The sequence below is a fragment of the Tenacibaculum sp. SDUM215027 genome (assembly GCF_050566205.1).
Taxonomy (GTDB): domain Bacteria; phylum Bacteroidota; class Bacteroidia; order Flavobacteriales; family Flavobacteriaceae; genus Polaribacter.
Genome location: NZ_JBNXUE010000001.1, coordinates 609792 through 627121 on the forward strand (window position 1 = coordinate 609792; position 17330 = coordinate 627121).

Annotated in this window: 15 protein-coding genes; 7 read left to right on the plus strand and 8 right to left on the minus strand. The window is 32.6% G+C overall.

Features of this window, described 5'->3' with window-relative positions; translation table 11 throughout:
- The first annotated feature begins 124 nt into the window (after nucleotides 1–124).
- The 5 genes from ACQYZ7_RS02885 to ACQYZ7_RS02905 all read left to right on the plus strand — a co-directional run bounded on the left by ACQYZ7_RS02885 (nucleotide 125) and on the right by ACQYZ7_RS02905 (nucleotide 6776).
- Nucleotides 125–649, plus strand: coding sequence for a DUF6932 family protein (locus ACQYZ7_RS02885; RefSeq protein ID WP_430728285.1), 525 nt, complete (start codon nucleotides 125–127; stop codon nucleotides 647–649).
- Nucleotides 646–1575: a hypothetical protein gene (locus ACQYZ7_RS02890; protein ID WP_430728286.1), complete on the plus strand. Its 930-nt coding sequence runs from the start codon at nucleotides 646–648 to the stop codon at nucleotides 1573–1575. The genes ACQYZ7_RS02885 and ACQYZ7_RS02890 overlap by 4 nt, the downstream gene beginning before the upstream one ends.
- A gap of 127 nt (nucleotides 1576–1702) precedes the next feature.
- Nucleotides 1703–5038, plus strand: a complete 3336-nt coding sequence (gene mfd / locus ACQYZ7_RS02895) for a transcription-repair coupling factor (protein ID WP_430728287.1) — start codon at nucleotides 1703–1705, stop codon at nucleotides 5036–5038.
- A gap of 263 nt (nucleotides 5039–5301) precedes the next feature.
- On the plus strand, nucleotides 5302–5595 hold the full coding sequence (locus ACQYZ7_RS02900; RefSeq protein WP_430728869.1) for a GIY-YIG nuclease family protein: 294 nt from the start codon (nucleotides 5302–5304) through the stop codon (nucleotides 5593–5595).
- 320 nt (nucleotides 5596–5915) lie between these two features.
- Nucleotides 5916–6776 carry a DMT family transporter gene (locus ACQYZ7_RS02905; RefSeq protein ID WP_430728288.1) on the plus strand — a complete coding sequence of 287 codons (861 nt, stop codon included), beginning with the start codon at nucleotides 5916–5918 and terminating at the stop codon, nucleotides 6774–6776.
- Here the strand turns inward: ACQYZ7_RS02905 and ACQYZ7_RS02910 are convergent.
- Complete coding sequence (locus ACQYZ7_RS02910) at nucleotides 6773–7858, minus strand: hypothetical protein (RefSeq protein WP_430728289.1); 1086 nt, start codon at nucleotides 7856–7858, stop codon at nucleotides 6773–6775. The genes ACQYZ7_RS02905 and ACQYZ7_RS02910 overlap by 4 nt on opposite strands.
- Before the next feature lie 12 nt (nucleotides 7859–7870).
- Nucleotides 7871–8968 (minus strand): DNA-processing protein DprA, encoded by a 1098-nt coding sequence (dprA, locus tag ACQYZ7_RS02915; RefSeq protein WP_430728290.1) that lies wholly within the window; start codon nucleotides 8966–8968, stop codon nucleotides 7871–7873.
- Between the two features lie 94 nt (nucleotides 8969–9062).
- On the opposite strand from dprA, the gene ACQYZ7_RS02920 reads away from it, so the two are divergent.
- Together ACQYZ7_RS02920 and ACQYZ7_RS02925 are read left to right on the plus strand one after the other, a co-directional pair.
- Nucleotides 9063–9962, plus strand: coding sequence for an SPOR domain-containing protein (locus ACQYZ7_RS02920; RefSeq protein ID WP_430728291.1), 900 nt, complete (start codon nucleotides 9063–9065; stop codon nucleotides 9960–9962).
- A gap of 59 nt (nucleotides 9963–10021) precedes the next feature.
- Nucleotides 10022–10534, plus strand: a complete 513-nt coding sequence (locus ACQYZ7_RS02925) for an acyl-CoA thioesterase (RefSeq protein WP_099214905.1) — start codon at nucleotides 10022–10024, stop codon at nucleotides 10532–10534.
- Nucleotides 10535–10540: 6 nt separating this feature from the next.
- On the opposite strand, the gene ACQYZ7_RS02930 is transcribed toward ACQYZ7_RS02925, so the two are convergent.
- Genes ACQYZ7_RS02930 through ACQYZ7_RS02955 form a run of 6 tightly spaced genes read right to left on the minus strand, consistent with a single transcriptional unit; the run spans nucleotide 10541 to nucleotide 17300 of the window.
- Nucleotides 10541–11575 carry an AI-2E family transporter gene (locus ACQYZ7_RS02930; protein ID WP_430728292.1) on the minus strand — a complete coding sequence of 345 codons (1035 nt, stop codon included), beginning with the start codon at nucleotides 11573–11575 and terminating at the stop codon, nucleotides 10541–10543.
- A 6-nt stretch (nucleotides 11576–11581) separates the two neighbouring features.
- A complete protein-coding gene (locus ACQYZ7_RS02935; RefSeq protein ID WP_430728293.1) occupies nucleotides 11582–12799 on the minus strand; it encodes a murein hydrolase activator EnvC family protein in 1218 nt (405 codons plus the stop codon).
- Between the two features lie 2 nt (nucleotides 12800–12801).
- On the minus strand, nucleotides 12802–13569 hold the full coding sequence (locus ACQYZ7_RS02940; RefSeq protein WP_430728294.1) for a DUF4292 domain-containing protein: 768 nt from the start codon (nucleotides 13567–13569) through the stop codon (nucleotides 12802–12804).
- 20 nt (nucleotides 13570–13589) lie between these two features.
- The gene (locus ACQYZ7_RS02945) at nucleotides 13590–14513 is read right to left on the minus strand and encodes a tetratricopeptide repeat protein (RefSeq protein ID WP_430728295.1); all 924 of its coding nucleotides are present in this window, start codon (nucleotides 14511–14513) and stop codon (nucleotides 13590–13592) included.
- A gap of 52 nt (nucleotides 14514–14565) precedes the next feature.
- Complete coding sequence (locus ACQYZ7_RS02950) at nucleotides 14566–15582, minus strand: sugar phosphate nucleotidyltransferase (protein WP_430728296.1); 1017 nt, start codon at nucleotides 15580–15582, stop codon at nucleotides 14566–14568.
- A gap of 56 nt (nucleotides 15583–15638) precedes the next feature.
- The gene (locus ACQYZ7_RS02955; protein ID WP_430728297.1) at nucleotides 15639–17300 is read right to left on the minus strand and encodes an ABC transporter ATP-binding protein; all 1662 of its coding nucleotides are present in this window, start codon (nucleotides 17298–17300) and stop codon (nucleotides 15639–15641) included.
- Between the last annotated feature and the right edge of the window lie 30 nt (nucleotides 17301–17330).

Consider the following 17330-nt stretch of genomic DNA (forward strand, 5'->3'; position numbering starts at 1 on the left):
AAGACAAAAAGGTTTGCCTCCCTCCTCTTTTTTTACTATGTTTAACACGCTAAAAAAGTAAAAAGTAGTACTACCCCTTATCTCAACTATTTTTTATAAAAAAAATAAAAACAAACACTTCTTTATGGATTGCCGTAAAGAATTTTGGTTGTGTACACCTAATTTAGGTATACAAAAAAAGAAATATAAACAAGTTGTGCATAATTATAAAATGGAATACGAACCACTTTTTCAGGCAGGATTTAAGGATATTCAGGAAACTGAGCTAAGAAAAGTATTTGTCGAACCATTTGATGAATCAGAAAGAAGAGAATATTTAGTTACTCGTTTTGAAGCTTTATTAGATAGATTCAAAGAAACAGGCATTTCTTCTGAAGTATGGGTAGACGGTTCTTTTTCAACAAAAAAACCAGAACCTGGAGACATTGACATGATCTTTTTTGTTGATGGTCAAGAAGCAAATAATTTACCTGAAGAAAAAAAACGTATTTTAGAAGAACTTAATGATAGAAATACATCTTCAATTCGTTATAATTGTGATGTTTTTATTGTTCCAAATCATGATTTAAATATGCGTAGTTACTGGCGCGGGTGGTTTGGATTCTCAAGAAACGAAAAACCAAAAGGAATAATACGAATTTCAATATGAGTAATTTTCAGAGAATAAAAAATAACATTGATGAACTATTTAAGTTGATTGAATCTTTGGAAATAGAGGTTAAAGAAAGTCCTAATGACTTTTCTTTAAGTTTAAAAATGAGTTCTTATAAAAATCAATTAGAAGACCTTCAACAACAACTTTACCAAGAAAACTTAAAGAGAGAAAAAGAAATAATAAAAATTCGTTTGATTGGTAACTCTGCGAGTTATGGAACTTTACCTTTAAATATAGTAGGAGGAATTACAACTAATTTTTCTCTTTCAATTCATAACACTTCTAAGTATATACAATTTGGAAAAAAAGGAGGAAAAAAAAGAAATCAAATAATTAAAGAAACAATTGATTTAAGATTAGAAAACATAGGTAGAGGCTCAACAATATTTTATGTATCAGGAAAAACATCTCCTGACTTATTTGGAGAAAGCATTCTCCAAAATAGTTTAGAAAATACATTCAACTTTTTTAATTCCACTACACCAGATCAAGTAACTGATAATATAGTTAATGTAGGAGGGAAAAGTCTAAAGTATATTTCCAAATTCTTAAAGGAACTAACTGACGATAATCTTGAATGTGATTTGAAATGGGATAGCCCAGACAACAAAGAATATTTCTGGAACGGAAAAAAAGAAAAAATACTTTCTCTTTATAACACGATTAATAAGATAGAGATTTCTGAACCTCAGGAAATTGAGTTTGAAGGAGAGTTAATAACTATAAGTGCAAAAGGTAAATTTGAAATTGAAACAATAGATAAGAAAAGATTATTTGGCACATTTTCAATTGACCTCTTAGAAAAAATGAAAGAATTTCATATTAGAGATTATTGTAGAGGCATAATTACAAAAACTACTATATATAATCCTCTAACTGATAAAGAAAAAGTAGAATATAATTTAACTCACATAGAATAAACTTATGCATAATAAATAAAGCATTTCTCCCTTCGAGAAGAAAATACACCATATAAGAGACCGTAAAAAAACAAAACCCGCTCACACAAAAAATAAACCTCGTACATTTGCTCAAAATTTTTGTACGTTGAGCAAACAATCGATTGTAAACCAATACCAACAATCTGATAATGTAAAACAGATTGTAAATCAGCTTCAACAAGAACAACACCATTTTCAAATTACGAATTTGGTCGGTTCTTCGTTGTCTTTTGTCATTTCCGAAACTTTTAAACAAGCCGATAAACCTTACTTGTTAATTTGTAACGACAAGGAAGAAGCCGCCTATCACCTAAACGATTTAGAGCAGTTATTAGGCGATAAAAACGTGTTGTTTTATCCGGGTTCGTATCGCAGACCCTACCAGATAGAAGAAACCGACAATGCCAATGTACTGCTGCGTTCAGAGGTGTTAAACCGTATCAATTCTCGCAAAAAACCTGCGATTATTGTTACCTACCCTACTGCCCTATTCGAAAAAGTAGTGACGAAGAAAGAACTGGAAAAAAACACGTTAAAAGTATCGGTGGGCGAGCAAGTATCGCTCGATTTTGTCAACGAAGTACTGTTTGAATACCAGTTTAATCGTGTAGATTTTGTTACCGAACCTGGTGAGTTTTCGGTACGTGGTGGAATTATCGATGTGTTTTCTTTTTCTCACGATGAACCCTATCGTATTGAGTTTTTTGGCGATGAGGTAGACAGCATCCGAACCTTTGATGTAGAAACGCAACTTTCTAAAGAAAAACTAAAGAAAGTGAGCATTATGCCCAATGTAGAAAACAAAGCTTTGCAAGAAAGCAGAGAGAGCTTTTTAAAATATATCTGGTCTAAAACCGCTGTTTTTGTTAAGAATGTAGACTTGCTAAGCGATTCGTTAGATAAATTCTACCGAAAAGCAGAACTCTCTTTTAACGAACTATCTACCGAAATAAAACACGCAAAACCAGAAGAATTGTTTTGCAACGGCGAGCTGATTAAAAACCAATTACAAGAGTTTACTTTGGCACACTTGTCATCTCGAGCAGAGGTGAGAGATCTCACCGAAATTAGTTTCGACACCCATCCACAGCCGTCTTTCAATAAAAAATTCGAGTTGTTAATTCAGAATTTTAATGAATTTTCAGCCAAAGGATTTACCAACTATATCTTTTGTTCTAACGACCAACAAGCACAACGTTTCCACGATATTTTTGACGATGGTGAACAAGAAGTTTCCTATGAAACCATTGTATTTCCGTTGTACCAAGGCTTTGTTGATTTAGATAATAAAATTGTTTGTTATACCGATCATCAAATCTTTGAACGTTATTATAAATTCCGACTCAAAAACGGATACGCGAAAAAGCAATCCATCACCTTACAAGAACTCACCAAATTAGACGTAGGCGATTATGTAACGCATATTGACCACGGAATTGGAAAGTTTGGCGGACTGCAAAAAATTGATGTAGAAGGCAAAAAGCAAGAAGCCATTAAACTAGTATATGGCGATCGCGATATTTTATATGTGAGCATTCACTCGCTACACAAAATATCAAAGTTCAACGGAAAAGACGGAAAACCGCCTAAAGTATATAAATTAGGGTCAGGAGCTTGGAAAAAAGTCAAGCAAAAAACCAAAGCCCGCGTTAAGCATATTGCGTTTAACTTAATTCAGTTATATGCCAAACGTAGACTCCAAAAAGGATTTGCTTTCGGACCCGATACGCACATGCAACATGAGTTAGAAGCAAGTTTTTTATATGAAGATACGCCCGATCAGTTTTCTTCTACCCAAGAGGTAAAAACCGATATGGAAAAAGAGCAACCTATGGATCGTTTGGTGTGTGGTGATGTTGGTTTTGGAAAAACAGAAATTGCTATACGAGCAGCGTTCAAAGCGGTAGACAACGGAAAACAGGTAGCGGTGTTAGTGCCCACAACCATTTTGGCATTTCAGCACTTTAAAACCTTTTCTAAGCGATTAAAAGACTTTCCTGTTACAATTGATTATTTAAACCGATTTAGAACCGCAAAACAACGCAAAGGCGTTTTAGAGGGAATAACTAACGGCGGTGTGGATATTGTAATTGGTACGCATCAATTAACAAATAAAAGCATTCAGTTTAAAGATTTGGGATTATTGGTTATTGATGAGGAACAAAAATTTGGAGTAGCGGCAAAAGACAAGCTAAAAACCATTAAAGAAAATGTAGATACACTAACCTTAACCGCAACACCAATTCCGCGTACCTTACAGTTCAGTTTAATGGCGGCGCGTGATTTATCGGTGATTAAAACACCTCCACCCAACCGTCACCCCATAGAAACCAATGTGATTCGTTTTAGTGAAGAAACGATCAGAGATGCTATTTCGTACGAGATTTCTCGTGGAGGACAAATATTTTTCATCCACAACCGTATTGAAAACATCAAAGAAGTCGCAGGATTGTTACAACGTTTGGTGCCTAATGCGAAAATAGGGATTGGACATGGGCAAATGGAAGGAAAAAAGTTAGAAGAACTCATGCTTGGTTTTATGAACAATGAGTTTGATGTACTGGTATCGACTACGATTATTGAAAGTGGATTGGATGTACCGAATGCGAATACAATATTCATCAACAATGCGAACAATTTTGGATTGTCGGATTTACACCAAATGCGAGGTCGTGTAGGACGTTCGAACAAAAAAGCCTTCTGTTATTTTATTACGCCGCCATATCATATGATGACCGACGATGCGCGTAAACGAATTCAAGCATTAGAAATGTTTTCTGAGTTGGGTAGCGGATTGAATATTGCCATGAAAGATCTAGAAATTCGTGGTGCTGGGGATTTATTAGGAGGTGAACAAAGTGGATTTATCAACGATATTGGATTTGATACCTATCAAAAAATATTAAAAGAAGCGATTGAAGAGCTTAAAGAAAACGAGTTTAAAGACTTATATCCAACAGACGAAAACGCTCCGAAGGAATATGTAAAAGAGGTACAAATTGATACTGATTTTGAAATTCTATTCCCCGATGATTATGTGAACTCAGTAACCGAACGTTTGAGTTTGTATAACAAGTTAGGCACTCTGAATATAGAAGAAGAATTGCAAACGTTTGAGTCTGAAATTATCGACCGCTTTGGAGAATATCCAACGCAAGTAGCTGATTTGTTAGACAGTGTTCGCATTAAATGGTTAGCGAAAGACTTGGGCTTAGAAAAGGTGGTTTTAAAGCAAAAACGATTGATTGGGTATTTTGTGTCCGATCAACAAAGTGGTTTTTATCAAACCGAAGCGTTTACGAAGATGTTGAAGTACGTACAGCAAAATCCGAAGAGTTGTGTAATGAAAGAAAAGAAAACCAAAAACGGCTTGCGTTTACTCATTACGTTTATAAAAATTGATACTGTTCACAAAGCGTTAGAGACGTTACAGAAAGTTTAAATCAATGTCATTGCGAGTGAGGAACGAGCGAAGAAGTTGTCTGTTCGAGTGGTTTTTACGATTAGAATGAGTGAAAACTGTATCGAGAACTAGCTTATATGCATCTCGATACAAATTTCTTTTTTCTATTGGAAAAGAAATTCACTCGATGTGACAATGTAAACTCATAACCAAAATATGGGCACGCTCCCTTACCTTAGCAATGACGGAATAAAGAATTGTTATTCTTGTAAAAAGCAACTAATTCGTTGATAAATTTTTAAATTAAAAAATATTTTGTTTACATATTACAATGTTCAGATAAAAGCTATTATATAGGAGTAACTTCAAATCTATCTCAACGAATATTTCAACACCAAAAAGGAACTTTTAAAGATAGTTATACTTCAAAAAGAAGACCTGTAGAATTAGTCTTTTATTGTGAGTTTACCAACATAGAAATGGCTATTGAAAAAGAAAAACAAATTAAAAAATGGTCAAGAGCAAAAAAAGAAGTTCTTATAAATAATGAGTTTGAAAAACTACCTAATTTAGCAAAAAAGAAGTTTAATAATTAAGCTTTGTCTGTTCGATTGGTTTTTACGATTAGAATGAGTGAAAACTGTATCGAGAACTATAGTCCATATACATCTCGATACAAATTTCTTTTTTCTATCGGAAAAGAAATTTACTCGATGTGACAATGTAAACTCACAACTTAGAGATTGCTAGTCTCGATGCTTCGGGGTCGCAATGACGACAACAAACAAAGTGTCATTTCGAGCGATAGCGAGAAATCTCACTAAGGTTAGTTGTGAAAAACTCTTAAAAGTCACTAAACCAGAACAAAGAGGTTTCTCAGTCGTAACCTCCTTCGAAATGACATACATTTACCCTCATGCAAAACAATCATATAAAACATGTTTCTGGCTTACTTTTAGCCACTTTTTTCATCAGTACTTCAGGAGTATTGGGCAAGTACATTGCCATGCCTTCTGAAGTCATTATTTGGTTTCGTTCAGCGTTTGCCATGGTCATTTTATATGCTTTTTGCCGATTTAGAAAGATTGATTTAAAAATACAATCGAAGAAGCATGTGCTTCCGTTTATTATAGGTGGTGTTTTTATGGCAGCCCATTGGATTACCTATTTTTACGCCTTAAAACTATCTAACGTAGCAATCGGGATGTTGTCGTTGTACACCTTTCCGGTAATGATTGCTTTTTTAGAACCACTGTTTTTAAAGATAAAATTCAACCCCATACACATCGTTTTAGGCTTGTTAGTGTTACTAGGATTATACATTTTAGCGCCAGAATTTGATATCAAAAACACTCAAGTTCAAGGAGTTTTATTTGGTTTGTTCTCTGCCCTATGCTATTCAATAAGAATTCTCATTTTAAAGCAATATGTACAGCAATATAACGGAGTAATGTTAATGTTTTATCAAACGATAATTATTACTGTTTTATTGGTTCCTGTATTGTTTTTTATGGATATTTCTGGCTTTCGAGAGCAACTCCCCTATTTGTTATTATTAGGGTTGTTAACTACGGCTATCGGACATAGTTTAATGGTACATTCACTACAGTTTTTTTCGGCATCAACCGCAAGCATTATTAGTAGTATTCAGCCGATTTTTGGAATTTTGTTAGCGTTTGTTTTTTTAAACGAAATCCCCACATGGAACACTTATATTGGAGGAAGTTTGATTTTAACAACCGTAATTATTGAAAGTATTCGAAGCAGAAAAAATTAGTGTAGTTTTTGTTGCTGTTGAATAATAGTTTTCATACTAACATCTTCGTAATTTCTACGAACAAAAGTGAGTGCACTGTCTAGAACTTCTCCCATGCCATCACTATCTCTAAAATTAATATCACCTGTAAATTCAAAAATTTCCGATTTTAATTGTTCGATATTTTTAGGAGTAGAAATATTATCTGATTTCATAGCAGCAAGTAAGCGGTTTAATCGAGAACGTGAACCTAAAATTCTTTTAGCAACAATTGATCGTTCTTCTATTTGATATTGCTCAATAGATTCAGAAGTAAGCTTATCTCCTACTAGCTGAACGAGTTTTATATTTTCTTTAAAAAACTGCGGATAATATACTTTAAACTTTCCTTCGTAACACTGTTGGTCAAAATCTATCGGACGGATTTTATACACTACATTCTCAAAATCGTGGGTTGGCACTACCACGTAGTTGTACGAACGCATGTCACCTAACAAACGAATCATACAACGTTCGTTAAACTTTACAAATTCTTTAGCTAGTTGTGCTTTTTCAATATCTAAACAATCTTCTAAATAGTCGTTGATAAAAACATCTCCTGGAATCCCTGATATATGCTCTTCTATCAACGTGTCTTCATATACCAAAAAGTTAAGGTTATAAGGCGATAAGATATCTTCTAGCTCTAGTCCGTAAATACGAGATGAATCGGTTTTTTTAACGTAAAAGTAGGTATAGTTATCATTTAAAATATTTCGAATTTTTATACGAAAAGGTTTAGAATTACCAAACGTACAAAAGTCTATAGCATCAACATTTAAGTGCCTTATACCAGCATCAGAACCATTAGAGTGTAAAATATTATATACTTTTTTTAGGTATAAATCTATTTCTGCTCGTTCAAACTCATTGTAAAAAACACGTATCCACAACGTATCATTATCGTGCTTATCGTACACAGCAATCGCTCCTTGAAAACGTAACAAATCATCATAAAAAATAGGAATCTTTATAGTTCTGTTATGCCTTTTCAAGTAGTTTCCTAGTTTTTTGTTTACTGGAAAAGCAGGTTTTTTTTGTGATATGAGTTTATATTCTGACATGCTTCAAAGGTACTAAACTTCAAACATTTTTCCAGGTAAAGGTTTTATTGCACCTTTCAGTTCCATTTGAACTAAAATAGATGATATTTGATAGGTAGGAAGATTGCAATCTAACGCAATAACATCCAATAACTGTTTACCATTTTGCTGTAAGTAATCATAGATTTTTTGTTCGATTTCATTTAAATCAATAAAAAGTTTGTTTTGGATGGGAGCCTCGGTTCTCGGTAGATCCCAGTTGAGCATTTTTACAATATCTTCAGCAGAAGTCAATAAATGTGCCTGATTATTTTTAATGAGGTTGTTACATCCTTTGCTATATACATCAGTAGCTCTACCTGATAGCGCAAATACATCACGATTATAAGAATTGGCAATATCGGCAGTAACTAACGAGCCACCTTTTTCAGCAGATTCTATAATGATAGTTGCTTTTGAAAGCCCTGCTACAATACGATTTCGTTTTAAAAAGTTTTCTCTCATAGGTTGCTCATCGTGCCAAAACTCGGTAATGAAACCGCCATTTTCATTTACCTGGTGAATATATTTTTTATGAGTTTTCGGGTAAATTTCATCCAATCCATGTGCCAACACTGCAATAGTTTGCAAATTGTTTTTTATAGCAGCTTTGTGCGCACAAATATCTACTCCGTAGGCAAAACCACTTACAATTATCGGATTATGTTCCTTTAAACCCTCAACTAGTTGATTGCAGAAATCACGTCCGTACGAACTCATTTTTCGAGTGCCTACAATCGAAATAATTTTATTGTTGTTGAGGTTGAGGTTTCCATCCTTAAAAATTAAGATAGGAGCATCTATACAATGTTTCAAGTACTGCGGATAATCAGATTCTAAAAAATAAGAAAAAGCAATGTTGTTTTGTTGAATATAGACTAGCTCCTCTTCTGCTCTTTTTAGGTTGTTTTCATCAAAAAGATGTTGGGTTACATGAGTTCCAATTCCGTTAATTTTATGTAGAGTATTTTTCTTTTCTAAAAATACTTGTTCAACACTTCCTGTTGCTGTAATTAGCTTTTTTGCTAAAATATCACCTACATTTTTGGTTGCTTGTAACCGTAGAATAGCTAGCAATTTTTCTGAGTTCATATAGCAATAATTTGAGTATCAATATACAAAAAACTGTTAATAAAAATTAAGAGATTACTTGAAAGTAATGTACTAAAAAGCTATATTTGTTCTTATGACATTAGCCAACTACATTAACGATTTATTATATAGATACGATTGCGTAATTGTTCCTAATTTTGGAGGGTTTGTAACCAATAAAATTGGTGCTAGAGTAAATACTACTACGCACACTTTTTACCCACCCAAAAAACAACTTACATTTAATGCGTATTTACAGCATAATGATGGTTTATTGGCTAATTATATAGCTTCAAGTAAAAACATTTCTTTTGAAGAAGCAATTATTTTTATTACTGAGGAAGTTGCACAATGGAATGAGAAGTTAGCAACAACAACTGTTGCTGTTGCTTCTGTAGGAAGTTTGTCTTTAAACGAAGCGAAACAAGTTGTTTTTGAACCAAACCCGTCTAGTAATTTTTTAACTGAATCTTTTGGATTGGCAGAGGTTTCAACACCTTCCGTAGAAAGAGTGAAAGAAGTAACAGTTAAATCATTACCTACTACCACTGAAGAAAACAAAAAAACAATTCCGTTATATGTAAGAAGAGCTGCAGTAGCGGCTGTTTTTGTAGGAATTGCTTATGTGGGTTGGAATGGTGTTCAAAGTCAGGAACAACAGAAGGTACTAGCAAACCAAGAAAAAGCTGTTGAGAAGAAAATTCAATCAGCAACTTTTGTAATCGATAACCCGTTACCAACTATTAACTTAAACGTTAGTAAAGAAGATAGAAGCTTTCATATCATTGCTGGTGCTTTTCAAGAAGCACATAATGCTGAAAATAAATTAGCTGATCTACAAGATAAAGGTTATGATGCTTCTATAGTTGGAAAGAATGGATTAGGCTTAACTCAAGTAGCTTTTGCGAGTTATGCAACAAGGGCTGAAGCTAGAAAAGCCTTAGAAATTATTAAAGAATCAGTAAGCGAAGACGCTTGGTTATTGGCTAAATAATCTGCATTTATTTTAGGTAGATTTTTTTGTTGCTGTATCTTTGCAGCAAAATTTAATTGATGAGAGCAAAATCACCAAAAGAATCGTTAACTGTACTTACCGATTTAGTTTTACCAGGAGAAACAAATTATTTAGATAACCTTTTTGGAGGAGAATTATTAGCTCGTATGGATAGAGCTTGTAGTATTGCTGCGCGCCGTCATTCGAGAAGAATTGTAGTAACAGCCTCTGTAAATCACGTAGCATTTACCAAGTCGGTACCTGTAGGAAGTGTGGTAACTTTAGAAGCAAAGGTTTCACGTGCTTTTAAATCATCAATGGAGATTTATGTAGATGTTTGGATTGAAGACCGTCAATCAGGTGAAAAAACCAAGGTAAATGAAGGAATTTACACGTTTGTAGCTGTTGACGAAACAGGAAAACCAGTACCAATTCCTCAAATTGAACCAGAAACTGAATTAGAAAAGCAACGTTATGAAGCAGCTTTACGTAGAAAGCAATTAAGCTTGGTTTTAGCAGGTAAAATGGATCCTAAGGAAGCAATAGAGTTGAAATCTATTTTTATGGATTAAAACAGCTTATATTTCATCTACATTGCCGCTTTCAGACAAGAAAATGGCAATGTCTTTTGTTTTTTCAAACTGAGAAAAGATAATAATCATAATTACTGTAATAGGTACAGAAAGTATCATTCCTGTAATTCCCCAAATTTCTCCCCAAAGAGCTAATGATAATATGGTAACTAACGGACTTAAGTTTAGTGACTTTCCAAAAACTTTAGGTTCCACAATATTACCTACAACAACTTGAATACTACCTACTGCAAACAATACAATTAAAAATGGAGGAAACTCTCCAAACTGAATTAAACAGAATATGGCAGGAAATGCAGTTGCTACAAGTGAACCGATAGTAGGGATGTAATTCAGTAAAAAGATAAGAAAGGCCCAAAACGGAGCCCCATCTACTCCAACTAACAACAGCACAAAATAACTAAGTATACCTGTTAATAAACTTACGTAGGTTTTTAGTCGTAAATAGTTTGAAATAGAATCTTCAATCTTTTTTAAGATTGACTGAAAGCTTTTAGAGTTGTTTTGAGAACTCATAAATACCTTTTGTAATTTCTTTTTAAAATTACTTTCCTCTAAGAAGATAAATAAGGCATAAATAATAATCATAAAGGTGTTACCAAGCAAACTACTAATACCGTTTGCTATATCGCCCAAAACAGAGCCATAATCAAAGTCTCCAACAACAGATTGTAACGACTTGATAATATCGATGTGAAAATAGGCGTCTAAACGTTTTATAATAGCATCAACATTCGGTTCATATTTTGAGTACGAAGTGGTTAAGTTAGAAATACTATTGGTAATTATTTCTGAGACAAAACCAAACCCTAAAATAATGAATGTAAAAACAAATACATTACTTAACCAAAAAGGAATAAAGCGTTTGGCAAAGGGGATTTTGTATATGGTTTTGCGGATTTCACGAGTTAAAAACCAGAAAATTAGTGCAAAAACAAATGGAATTAAAATTCCTTTTCCAATAACCAACGTTGCAATAATAGCTACGGTTACAATAATAAAGTTGGATGCGTTTTTCATGGTTAGTTATGAACGAATCCACTTTGCAGGATTCAGTCGATTTTTGTTTTTATATAACATAAAACTAAGTTGTGTTTTACCAGTTACTTTGTTAGTAAACACTTTACCTAGCTTATCACCAGTTTTAACAGCATCACCTTTTTTAACATATACTTCTTTTAACTTGTTGTATGCAGAAATATAATTACCGTGTTGTACTAAAACTGACTTTCTACCATCAGAATGCAACTGAATAACTAATACCTTTCCGTTAAAAATACTTTTTACCTCAGTGTTGGACTTAGTAGCAATGTATAATCCGTGACTATTGATACTAATTCCAGGAAATGTTGGATGTGGTTGTACTCCATATTTTCGTGTAATTACACCTTTAACTGGCCAAGGTAAATTACCTCTATTTTGTTCAAAGTTAGCAAGTAAAGCTTTTTCTTCGGCATTTAAAATAAAACCAGAACTTTTGGTTTTGCCTTTCGTTGTTTTTTTACCCTTGTTTGCTTTAGCAATAGCATCTCTAATTAACTTATCAATTCTGGCGGCAATTCTTTTTTCTTCTCGTTGTTTTTTCTGTAAATCGCTTTTATATTTTTTCTCTTCTTTTTTGATTTTTGAAATTAGCTGCTCCTGACTTTTCTTATCTCCTTCAATTTCTTTTTTCTGATTTTTTTCGTCAGATAGTAAGGTTTCTTTTGATTTTTTTTGAGCAGTTAGCGAGTCGTTTAACTGTTTTACGTCTTTAGCTTTTACCATGATTTCTTCTCCTTGCTTTTTTCTAAAGTCTTTATACTGTTGCATATACTTTAGTCGCTTGTAGGCTTGGTAAAAGCTTTCTGAAGATAACAAAAACATGGTTTTGCTTTGCTGCGATTTGCTTTTGTATGACTTTACTACCATGTCTCGGTAGTCATTTTTCAAGTTCTCTAACTCGTCATTATATTTTTTTAATTGTCGCTCGTTTGAATTGATTTCTTTTGAAAGTAATTTAGTTTCTAACTCAATAGTTTCAATTAAACGTTCCCTAACATCTATTTTTTGATTTAAATCTTTTAAATCATCTAAAGCACTACTCTTTTTTTTCTTTGCTTTAAACAAAAGGTTGTTAACCTGTTCTATTTCATTTTTAAGTTTTTTTCGCCTATTTTCAAGCTCTTTCCTACTTTGACCGAAAGAAGAAATTCCTACAAAAAACAGGCATAAAAAAGAGATGTAAAAAACAGGGTACTTCATAATTATAATTGAATTTTTTTGTATCCGCTAGGGATATTAAAATTTACATTAAGTTTAGTGTCATATTCTACTGAGCGAGTAGTAATATCAATAATAGTAAACTTATTTTTTTCTTTGGCTTTTATGTTAATTTTTTCAGGAAAAAAAGTAGCGTTCTTTTTATGATATTTAGGATAACTAATATCTAAACGCTGGTTTTTTAATGAGTTAACAATTAATTGCTTGTTTAGTTTAAAATGCAGAGGATTTACATAAAAAAACAAGTCGAATAAAATGGGCTGTTTTTTAGGTGATAATTGATACGACTTTTCTTGAATTTGAACTTCTTGTCGTTCAGATTTTACGTCCATTAAGGCTTCACCTAACAACATGCTTTGTAACTGTTGAAAATTAATATCAGTTCCTAATAATTTTTTTAGCATTAAAAAGTCTCCATCAAAATAACTCTTTTCATACGGAGAATAAAATTGCACTTTTGTTGGAGTAATTTTGGCTTTAAAAAGAGAAATAATTTTAGTTCCCTTTAGCCAAATAACTTCATCTTTTTTAATTTTCATTCGTACCGAAAACCCTAAACTTTCTTTATTGTTCTTATAATTAACTTTTAAACGAGCGTCTACCGTTTTTTTATCAAAATTAGTGGCAATATGTTTTTTAGCTACTTTACGTGCCGACAATTCTTTAATGGCGGCATCACCAGTAACGTTTTTGGTAGATTTACATGACGTTAAACCTAAAAATAATATAAGTAATAAAGTGGTATATTTCATAAAATTTGTACTAACGAAACTTATTTTAAAATCTTTTCAGCTTTGTTTTTGTAAGAATTGGCTTTTTTAACATTATTCAATCCTTGATAAGCTTTTGACATTTCTAAGTAAAATTTGGCTTCTATTTTATTATTATCAATAACAAAATCAATGCCGTTTTGTAAGGTTTCTAATGCTTTTTTATAATCTTTGTTGTTGTTAAATGCCCTTCCACTCATTAAATATACAAAAGGTTGTGCAGGAAAAAGAGTTAAACCTTGTTCACTGTATTTTAATAAATCACTATCATTATCATCAGCTAACTTATCTAGTAGAGTTTTTAAGTTGATAAAAGACTTTTCTTTTTCAAAAAGTGACTTAGCATCAAGGCTTTCTATAACTTTTTTGGGTTGTGTTTCGGTTGTTTTTTGAATATTTATTTTTCTTTCGATAGAACGAAGTCTGGCATTTAATAATTTAGCTTCTTTTAATTCAGCTAATACTTTTTTTGCAGATGTAACATCTTTGTTTTGAAGATGTAAAAAAACAAGTAACTGTTTTTTCTTTGGATATGCTGCAGCTATTTTTTGTTGTGCAATAATAGCATCATTAAAATTTGCTAACTTTCTTAAGATAAAAACTTTATGTTCAAGCAGCCATACATTATTAGGCTCTTCTTTTAATGCTAAATCAATATAGGTTAAAGCTTCAGGGTTTCTGCCTAATTTTTCATAGTTTTTAGAAAGTTCAAATAAAACAGCTTTGTTATTTGGAAGTATTCTGTTACACTTTTCTAGACTTTGTATAGCCTTTTGATAGTTAAAAATAGCTTTGTCAGAAAGTGCTTTAAAAAAATACTGTTGAAACTCAATATTATTTTTTTCAGCAATGTTAACCGCGGCAGGAATGCTATCTTGAGCGTTTAGAAAGAAAGAAAAAAGAAGAAAGAAAAAAGACAGTATCACTTTAGAAAAAATAATTTTCTCTCTTTTTTCTCTTCTCTTTTCTATTGAGATTTTATGTAAGCTCTGTATAATCACCTATACTTACCGATGTATAATTAGCATTGTATTTTGCATGATTACCAATCATAGCATTACCTAAATTGGCATTTGAAATACGAACATTTGTTTGAATTAAAGAGTTTGTAATAGTAGAGTTTTCAATGATACTATTTTCACCAATTGAAACAAAAGGACCTATTTTAGTGTTTTTCAACACTACATTTTTTCCAACATAACACGGCTGAATAATTTCAGCGTTCTCTAATACAACGTCTTCAGACACTAAATTGTTGCCATCAGCTTGTTCAAAACCTAAAACTTGCTTGTTAGTATCTACAGTTGGATCTTTTTTACCACAATCCATCCAAGTATTTACTTTTCCAGGAATAAACTTAGCTCCTTTTACTTTTAAAGCTTCTAAAGCTTCAGTTAATTGATACTCACCAGAAGGTCTAATATCATTATCTATTAAATACTTTATTTCTTCGAGTAATTTGTCAGCATCTTTAAAATAGTAAATACCGATAATAGCCAAATCTGAGACAAATTCTTTTGGTTTTTCAACAAAGTCAGTAATAACTCCATCGTTAAGTTTTACAACACCAAAAGCACTAGGATCTTCAACTTGTTTTACCCAAATAGCTCCATCTGCATTTGCATCTAACGTAAAATCAGCTTTAAATAACGTGTCAGCAAAAGCTACTACGCACGAACCGCCTAACGATTCTTTAGCACAATAAATAGCGTGTGCTGTTCCTAAAGCTTCTTCTTGAACATATACAGAACCTTTGGCTCCTAAACTTTCTGCTATTTTTAGCAGTTTATCTTTTGTATCTGCAGGAAACCCTTTTGCTGCAGGCCCAATTATAAAAGCAATTTCTTCTATAGGTTGGTCTACAACCGAAGTAATATCTTCCACTAATCGCTGTACAATTGACTTGCCAGCAATAACTGTTAATGGCTTAGGAGTTGTTAATGTATGAGGTCTTAAACGAGACCCAATTCCTGCCATTGGTACTATAATCTTCATATTCTTTCTTTTCGTTTTAACGGTGCAATATACCATTAATAACGCAGTGAAAAAAGTTACAGCCCTTTTGGGATAGCTTCTATCAAAGTTTGTGTATATTTTGTCTTTGGGAGTTGGTAAATTTCGTCAGCATCAGCTATTTCTTCTACCCGACCTTTGTTCATTACCACGAGTTGATCAGCCATGTATTTTACTACAGATAAATCATGCGAAATAAAAATATAGGTGAAATTAAATTCTGTTTTTAATTCGTTTAATAAATTTAAAACTTGCGCTTGTACCGATACATCAAGAGCTGAAACTGATTCATCACAAATAATTAGTTTTGGTCGCAACGCAATAGCACGGGCAATTCCGATTCGTTGGCGTTGTCCACCAGAAAACTCATGTGGATAGCGATTAAAATGTTCGGGTTGTAGTCCAACTTTTTTTAACAAACTGTATACATATTCTCTTCTTTCTTTGTTAGAACTTAACACTTTATGAATTTTCATGGGTTCTAAAATGGCGTCTCCAACAGAAATTCTTGGATTTAAGGAAGAAAAAGGGTCTTGAAATATAATTTGAATTTCTTTTCGTAATTTTTTAAAAGCGGCTTTTGGTAGTTTAGTAAGGTCTGTTCCTTTGTATAAAATACTTCCAGCAGTTACTTTTTCTAAGCCTAAAATTGTTCTACTTAAAGTAGTTTTTCCACAGCCACTCTCTCCTACTAACCCTAAAGTTTCACCTTCGTGAATTTTAAAAGACACATCGTTAACTGCTTTCACAACAGCTGGTTTTGAAAACCATGAAGAATTACTAATAAAATCTTTATGTAAATTAACGATTTCTAACAGCGGAGGTTGGCTATATATTTTTTGATGAAAAGCAGTACGCTCTTCATCTGTATAAACTGTAGAGTCAATAGTGTTATTAATAAAATCGTTAACAGTAGGTAAAGTTTTGAGTCGTTTTTTAGTATTTGGTTTTGAATTGATTAGCGCTTTGGTATAACTTTCTTTCGGATTGAGAAAAACCTGATTTGCTGTTCCTTTTTCAACAATATTACCTTTATGCATTACTACTACGGTGTCTGCAATTTCAGAAACCAAGGCCAAATCATGAGAAATGAAAATAATTCCCATTTCATATTCTTGTTGTAATTCTTTTAGTAATAGTATAATTTCTTTTTGAACAGTCACGTCTAGTGCTGTGGTGGGTTCGTCAGCAATTAAAAGTAGAGGTTTACAGGCAATTGCCATGGCAATCATTACCCGTTGTTTTTGTCCGCCACTTATTTGGTGAGGATATGAGTTATATATGTTTTCTGGCCGTGGTAGCTTTACTTTTGTAAATAAGGAAATAACTTCTTCTTTAATTTCTTTGTCAGATAACAGTGTATGCTGCTGTAAAATTTCAGCAACTTGAACACCACATGTTAACGTGGGATTTAAAGAACTCATAGGTTCTTGAAAAATCATGGCTATTTGACTTCCTCGTATTTTTCGAAAATCATTTTCATTAAAATTTAATAAATTTTGTTGGTTGAAAAAAAGCTCTCCTTTTATAGAGGCTGTTTTAGGTAGCAATCCTAAAATAGCTAAAGAACTTACCGATTTCCCACTACCACTTTCCCCTACTATACCTAAAATTTTATTTTTTTTTAAGTCAAAAGAAATGTTATGAACAACAGGTGGAGAATTTTTAAAACTTATTTCTAAATTTTTAACTTCAAGCATCAATCATAAATTTTAATAAAAATACAATTA